A 6,469-nucleotide genomic window follows, 5' to 3' on the forward strand; every position below is an offset into this window, starting at 1 on the left:
CAGAACCGTGTGACCCTTGCGGTGCAGGGTCACGATCTGCCCCAGCACCTGTTTGACGCCGGGAAAGTCGAGGTTCGAAAAGGGTTCGTCGAAAACGATCACCCGCGGCCCCATCGCCAGGACCCCGGCGATGGCCAGACGCCGCTTCTCCCCGCCCGAAAGGTGGTGCGGGCTCTGGTCGGCAAAGCCCTCCAGACCCACGTCGGCCAATGCCCGGCGCACCCGCCGGTGGATTTCGGCGCCCGTCAGTTTCAGGTTTTCCGGCCCGAAGGCCACATCGTCATAGACCGTTTCGCCCACGATCTGGCTGTCGGCATCTTGAAAGACCATCCCCACCCGCTGCCGGGCGCGCCGCAGATCGGCCGCCACCGCCACCCCGTCGACGGTCACGCTGCCCGTGGTGGGGTGCAGCAGCCCGTTTAAGTGCCGCAGCAGGGTGGTCTTGCCGGAACCGTTGGGGCCGCAGATCACGACGAAGCTGCCGGCCGCGATGGCGAGGTCAACGGCCTGCAGGCCGATGCGGCCGTCGGCAAAGCGATGGCTGAGATTTTCGATGGTGATGATATCCACCGCCTTCTCCATCTGCGGGGAAATGCCAAACTTGATGAACCGGTAAAAGACAAGAACAAGACGGTTTCGAAAAAAGCATTTTACCCCGCGCTACGGTGTTTGTCAGAAAGGAACTTTGCCCGGCGTCCCGGTAATAGACCGGGATTTACAACTCCCATTGGTCTGTGTTCATTTTCTTGTGCGGACAAGAAAACGAACCAAAAGAAGCCGCCCGCCTCCCGGGGCCCTTCGGGCTGCCCTGCGCTTCTCGCAGCCGGCGGGCCCTGTGTGGAACTCGCTTGCGCTCAAACAGCCACAGGGCTTTTATCGCCGGCTGCTGCGATGCTCGGCCCGGGACGACGGGACATAAAACGCCTGCTGCACCAGGCGATCAAAATCCGGCTGTGGTCTTTGAAAAACGCCCTATCTGCGGGGATTGGCGGTTGATTTCCTTAGAATCCCAAACTACGGCGCGCAAATCTCAGCGGCGTGAGGCGTATTCATCTACGCCGCAGCGACTTCGAGACGCAGCGCAACGCGGAAATTGGGCTTTTCACGGAACTGTCAAACTTTGCTAGCCGCGGACCACCGGCCGCAGGGCGCGCGCGATGGGCACCGCGGCCGCAATCTTGAGGGCGTCGCCGATTAAGAAGGGCAGCACGCCGGTGGCCAGGGCCTTCTCGAAGCTCAGCTGGGTCCAGACCTTCAGCCAGGTGGCGCCCAGGGCATAGATCACCGCCGTCCCGAGCACCATGGCCAGCACGTCCCAGAAGGCCCGCCGGCCGTGCCGACGGGAGATCAGACCGATCAGGTAGACCGCCGGCAGAAACCCCACAAGGTAGCCGCCGGTGGGGCCGGCATACTTTGCCAGCCCGCCGCTGCCGCCGGCAAAAACCGGCAGTCCGAAGGCCCCGGCCAGCAGGTAGAGTCCCACGCTGGCCGTTCCCCAGCGTGGCCCCAGGAGCAGGCCCGCCAGCATGATGAACAGGTTCTGGAGAACGATGGGCACCGGTCCCACCGGGATAACGATATACGCCCCGGCCGCCATCAGGGCCGCCATCAGGGCGGTGTAAACCGTCATGCGCAAGTTTTTGGCCATATTCAGGCAGTCCCTCGCGACAGGTGGTGAAAACAGTCACCATAGATGATTTTGCGCACCGCCCCGGCGTTGTCCTCCAGAATCAGGGCGCCGTTTTCGTCCACATCCCGGGCGAGACCCTCGGCGGTTTCGCGGGTGGTGACGATGCGCACCCGGCGACCGAGGGTGGCACTCTGGGTTTTCCACTCGGCGATGACATCCGCCAGTTCCGGTTGCTGGAGCCGGTGCTCGAGGCTGTCGAGAAAGCAGGCCAGCAGCTCGCGGCGGGAAACCGGGCGGCCCAGCAGGGTCGCCAGGGATGTGGCCATGGGTTCGTCGGCGGACGGGTCGTGGTTGACGTTAATGCCGATGCCGATGTTGATGAAGGCCGCCAGGTCGCCTTCGGCCTCCATCTCCGAGAGCATCCCGCAAAGCTTGCGCTCGGCCACCAGGATGTCGTTGGGCCACTTGACCTTGGCCGGCACCCCGTAAAGCTTTTGGAGGGTGCGGGCGAGCACCAGGGATGCGGCGAAATTGGCGCGGTGCGCCAGCACCGGCGGCAGCTCGGGGCGCAATACGATGGTAAAGTAGAGCCCGCCCTCGGTCGAGCGCCACACCCGCTGCAGGCGGCCGCGGCCGCGCTGCTGGCAGCCCGCCACCACCACCGTCATGTGCGGGCAGCCCGCACGCGCCAGCGTGCGCGCCACGTTCATGGTGGAGTCCACCCGAGGGTGGTAGTGGAGCGTTTTCTCGCGCCCCGGAAACTCCCAGGGGTAGAGGGCGTCCGGGTCACCCGTCAGGCGGTAGCCCGTGGGGCCGGCGCTGATCGGGTAGCCGGCCTCCTGGAGTTTGCGGATGTGCTTCCAGACGGTCACCCGGCTGACGCCCATGGCCTGACTGAGGGTCTCGCCGGAGACCACGGTCTCGGCGGCGCGCAGGGTGGTCAGAATCTGTCCTTTCATGGGCGCCCATCGTCTTCTGGGGTTGTGGCCTTAAGGCCTTGGGCGGAGTTTGGTTAGCCTTCAGATGGGTGATGGTTAACGAAAAAGGGGCGGGTTGTCAACGCGAAAAAAAAGCCCCGCCTGCGGCCGATGCCGCCGCAGAAGGTTGGCTCGCCGTTCGGTCGGGGCTGAAAGTCTGCCGCTTCGCGGCTCACAGGGCGTCCAGCAGCCGGGTGTGGATGTCGTCAAAGCCGCCGTTTGACATTACCAGGATGGCATCGCCCGGACGTGCGTTGCGGGCCAGGAAGGCGATGATGGCGTCGGTGTCCGGGAAGAAGTGGGCCGGTTTGCCCCGGCCGCACAGGTCGTCCACCAGTTGGCGCGAGGAAAAGCGGTCGTCTGCGGGTACCTTGTGCAAGAGGGGCGGCTGGCGGATGCAGATCAGGTCGGCGCCGTCGAAAGCCTGGGCGTAGGCCTGCTGAAAGACGCGCCGCATGCTGGAGTTGGTGCGCGGTTCGAAAACCGCGATCAGCCGTCCGGCGGGGTAGTGCGGTCTGACGGCCTGGATGGTTTCCCGCACCGCCGTGGGGTGGTGGGCGAAATCGTCGATCACGGTGATGCCGTTTTTGCGCCCGCGGATTTCCTGGCGTCGCTTGGCGCCCTTGAAACTGGCGATGGCGTCGGCCGTGGTCGCGGCGGGGATGCCGAGCTGGTCGGCGACCGCAATGCTGGCCAGCAGGTTGAGCAGGTTGTGCCCGCCGGGCAGGTCGCTTTCAAAAGAGCCGTAAAATTGCCCGTTTTTAAAGACCTCAAAGCGTGTTTGGGGTGGCTGCAGGCTGACGGCGCCCAAGCGCCAGGGGGAGTCCGGTTCACGGCCGTAGCGTGCGATGCGGCAGCGCCGGCCGGCCAGCAGGCTGGCCACGTTGGGGTCCGCATCGTAGGCGATCAGCGTGCTCTGAGGGGGAATTTGGTCCAGAAGACGGTCAAATGCCGATTTAACGTGGTCCAGGTCGCGGAAAATATCGGCGTGGTCGAATTCAATGCTCGTGAGCACCGCCAACTGGGGGATGTAGTGCAGGAATTTGGGGCCTTTGTCGAAAAAGGCGGTGTCGTACTCGTCGCCTTCCAAGACGATGGCCGTCCCCCGCCCGAGGCGGTAATTGCTGTCGAAATTCCGCAGGATGCCTCCGATCATGAAGGTCGGGTCCAACCCGGCGGCGTGCAGGATCCAGGCGATCATCGCCGAGGTGGTGGTCTTGCCATGGGTGCCGGTGACCACCACGGGGGCCTTGCCGGCGGCAAAGAAGTGGTTGAGCGCCTGGGGCATTGAGCAGTAGGGCACCCCCAGGGCCAGCATGCGCTCCACCTCGGGGTTGTCGCGGCTGACGGCGTTGCCCACCACCACCAGATCGGTGTTGTCGGAGATGTTGGCGGGGTCGAAGCCGTCGGCCACGGCAATCCCCTTTTCGGCCAGAAAGACGCTGATGGGGGGGTAGACTTTGTGATCCGAGCCGCTCACGAGGTAGCCGCTCTCTTTGAGCATGGCCGCCAGGGCGCCCATGGCGGTACCACAGACGGCAATCAGGTGGATCCTGCGCACAGCGGCGGGAATGGTCTGGGGCTGGGATGGTTTCACGGTGATTTTCCTGTCGGTTTTAAAACCCGGCGACGCCTGTTGCGGGCCGCTGGCGGCGGGCAAGGGGACGGTTCGGTCACCCGCTTGGGTCAATACATGCGCTGCCGTGGATCCCTGAGGGTATCGGTTGAACCGGGAAGTTTTTCCATTTATAGTGGATCAATTGGAACCCCCAACAACCTTTTGCCAGGCCTTGGGCGGTGGTAGCGGCGGCATGGCTCCCTGAACGGTCGCCGGCATTGATCGGCTTCCGGGGAGCGTCGCTGCCGGCGCGCGACAAACCCTTGGCCCGCAGCCCAGCCCGGCGGCTTTGCAGCCGCAGCGCCAATGGCTGCAAGGAGGGGTGGATGGACGCAGAGCTTAAGCAGGTTTTAAACGATTTTGCAAGCAGTGGCGGGCGCATTACGTTACTTAGCGGTGCGGGGATTTCCGCCGAAAGCGGCATTCCCACCTTCAGAGGCCCGGAGGGCTACTGGAGCGTGGGGGCGGTGGAATATCACCCCCAGGAAATGGCCACCCTGCAGATGTTTCGTCGCACCCCCGATGAGGTTTGGGCCTGGTACCTTTACCGCCTGGGGGTCTGCCGGGCGGCCTCACCCAACCCGGGCCACCACGCGCTGGTTAAGATTGAACGAGTGTTCGGGGATCGCTTCACCCTGATCACCCAAAACGTCGACGGGCTGCACCTGCGGGCCGGCAACAGTCCGGCGCGAACGCTGCAGATTCACGGCAACGTCTTTTTGATGCGCTGTGCCGGTGAGTGCGGCAAGGCTCCGCTGCCCATCCCGGCGGCCGTCGGGGGCAAGGCCCGGGGCGCGAAGCTGACTGCGGCGGACCGCGAGCTGTTGCGTTGCCCGCAGTGCAGGGGGTGGACGCGGCCCCACGTACTCTGGTTCGACGAGTACTACGATGAAACCTACTATCGCTTTGAAAGCGCCCTGCGGGCGGCCGCTGCAACCGATCTGCTGATTACCGTGGGGACTTCCGGTGCCACCAACCTGCCCAACCAGGTGGCCCAGGTGGTGCGCAGCAGGGACGGGATTCTGGTGGATGTCAATGTCGCGGCGAACCATTTTTCACGTCTGGCCCTGTCCGGCGGGCGCGGCTTTTTCTGCCGGGGCCCAAGCGGCCGTGTGCTGCCCGAGATCGCAGATTTGCTGCAGGCGGGTGCTGGGGGCGGCAAACCGTAAAGCCCCCCGGTCGCCCCCGAAAAATGGCGGGCGAGGGGTCAAGCGGCGCTTTAGACGGCAATTTCCGATCCCGACCCCGCTTCCGGTTCACCCATACCCACCAGGGACGTCAGACACCCCATGACCAGATCCAACTCTTCCAAACCGCTCGGTCGGATGCTGGCCTACATGCTGGGCCGCCGGCCGGATGAATTCGGGCTGGTGCCCGCTCCGGACGGGTTTGTCCCCATCAAGGAACTACTCAAGGCCTTCAACGAAGAAGACGGTTGGCGGCATGTGCGCTGGGCCAGCATCACCCATCTCCTGGCCACCGAAGCCGATTCCCCGGTGGAAGTCGTGGAAAACCGCATTCGCGCAGTGGACCGCTCCCACCTCAGGTCGCCGGTGGCGGCACCTCAGCCCCCCAAGCTGCTTTACACCTGCGTTCGCCGCAAGGCCTACCCCCATGTCCACCAGCAGGGGATCGCCTCGGCCGGCTTCCCTCCGATCGTCCTGGCGGCGGATCGCGGAATGGCCCTGCGGCTGGGGCGCCGCCGTGACGCCGACCCGGTCCTGCTCACCGTCCAGGTTGGCAAAGCCATGGCTGCGGGAGCCGTTTTCCTGCAGGCCGGTGAGGGGCTTTTTCTGGCGGACGGCATTGCAGCCGGCTGTTTCATCGGCCCCCCACTGCCCAAGCCGCCAAAGGGCGCTGCCGCTCGCGAGCCACAGGCCGATGGCAAACCCCGCGGCCTGGCCGGCAGCTTCATCGTCGCGTTTGACCCGCAGACAGGCATTCCCGGGGCGGGCCGGTGCCAGGGTAAGGGCGACCCGCAGTGGAAAAAAGAGCGCAAACACCGCCGCAAGCCCAAGCGCGAGCGTGAACCGCTCCCATGGCGGCGGTAGCGGGTTTCAGCCCCGAACCAAAAAAAAATTGACAAGCGATTTTAAAACTGTTACGAACCGAATCCGTTTATTGAACACCTACGGGCCGTTAGCTCAACTAGGCAGAGCACCTGACTCTTAATCAGTAGGTTGAAGGTTCGATTCCTTCACGGCCCACCAGTCCAAAACAAGGGGTTACAGCGGCCGCGCTGTA

General features: G+C 64.4%; 6 protein-coding genes and 1 tRNA gene. 3 read left to right on the plus strand and 4 right to left on the minus strand.

Annotation, left to right across the window (positions count from 1 at the left end; genetic code table 11):
• From LJE63_11285 to mpl, 4 genes are all read right to left on the minus strand, one after another.
• Positions 1–570 (minus strand): energy-coupling factor ABC transporter ATP-binding protein (locus tag LJE63_11285; protein ID MCG6907189.1); only part of this gene is annotated, 570 nt, incomplete at its 3' end.
• Between the two features lie 553 nt (positions 571–1,123).
• On the minus strand, positions 1,124–1,648 hold the full coding sequence (locus tag LJE63_11290; protein ID MCG6907190.1) for a biotin transporter BioY: 525 nt from the start codon (positions 1,646–1,648) through the stop codon (positions 1,124–1,126).
• A 2-nt stretch (positions 1,649–1,650) separates the two neighbouring features.
• Positions 1,651–2,589, minus strand: a complete 939-nt coding sequence (locus LJE63_11295; protein ID MCG6907191.1) for a biotin--[acetyl-CoA-carboxylase] ligase — start codon at positions 2,587–2,589, stop codon at positions 1,651–1,653.
• Positions 2,590–2,779: 190 nt separating this feature from the next.
• Positions 2,780–4,204 carry a UDP-N-acetylmuramate:L-alanyl-gamma-D-glutamyl-meso-diaminopimelate ligase gene (mpl, locus tag LJE63_11300; protein MCG6907192.1) on the minus strand — a complete coding sequence of 475 codons (1,425 nt, stop codon included), beginning with the start codon at positions 4,202–4,204 and terminating at the stop codon, positions 2,780–2,782.
• A gap of 347 nt (positions 4,205–4,551) precedes the next feature.
• Between mpl and LJE63_11305 the strand changes: the two genes are divergently transcribed.
• The 3 genes from LJE63_11305 to LJE63_11315 all read left to right on the plus strand — a co-directional run bounded on the left by LJE63_11305 (position 4,552) and on the right by LJE63_11315 (position 6,435).
• A complete protein-coding gene (locus tag LJE63_11305; GenBank protein MCG6907193.1) occupies positions 4,552–5,394 on the plus strand; it encodes an RNA polymerase subunit sigma in 843 nt (280 codons plus the stop codon).
• 120 nt (positions 5,395–5,514) lie between these two features.
• The gene (locus LJE63_11310; protein ID MCG6907194.1) at positions 5,515–6,276 is read left to right on the plus strand and encodes an RNA 2'-phosphotransferase; all 762 of its coding nucleotides are present in this window, start codon (positions 5,515–5,517) and stop codon (positions 6,274–6,276) included.
• Positions 6,277–6,358: 82 nt separating this feature from the next.
• A tRNA-Lys gene (locus tag LJE63_11315) sits at positions 6,359–6,435 on the plus strand.
• Positions 6,436–6,469: the final 34 nt, after the last annotated feature.

It is taken from the genome of Desulfobacteraceae bacterium, assembly GCA_022340425.1.
GTDB lineage: Bacteria > Desulfobacterota > Desulfobacteria > Desulfobacterales > JAABRJ01 > JAABRJ01.

What these genes read in the sequence shown, in the direction of transcription:
- LJE63_11290 (MCG6907190.1), bottom strand. Translation starts at nt 1,648, where the DNA reads ATGGCCAAAAACTTGCGCATGACGGTTTACACCGCCCTGATGGCGGCC.
- LJE63_11305 (MCG6907193.1), top strand. Translation starts at nt 4,552, where the DNA reads ATGGACGCAGAGCTTAAGCAGGTTTTAAACGATTTTGCAAGCAGTGGC.
- LJE63_11295 (MCG6907191.1), bottom strand. Translation starts at nt 2,589, where the DNA reads ATGAAAGGACAGATTCTGACCACCCTGCGCGCCGCCGAGACCGTGGTC.
- LJE63_11310 (MCG6907194.1), top strand. Translation starts at nt 5,515, where the DNA reads ATGACCAGATCCAACTCTTCCAAACCGCTCGGTCGGATGCTGGCCTAC.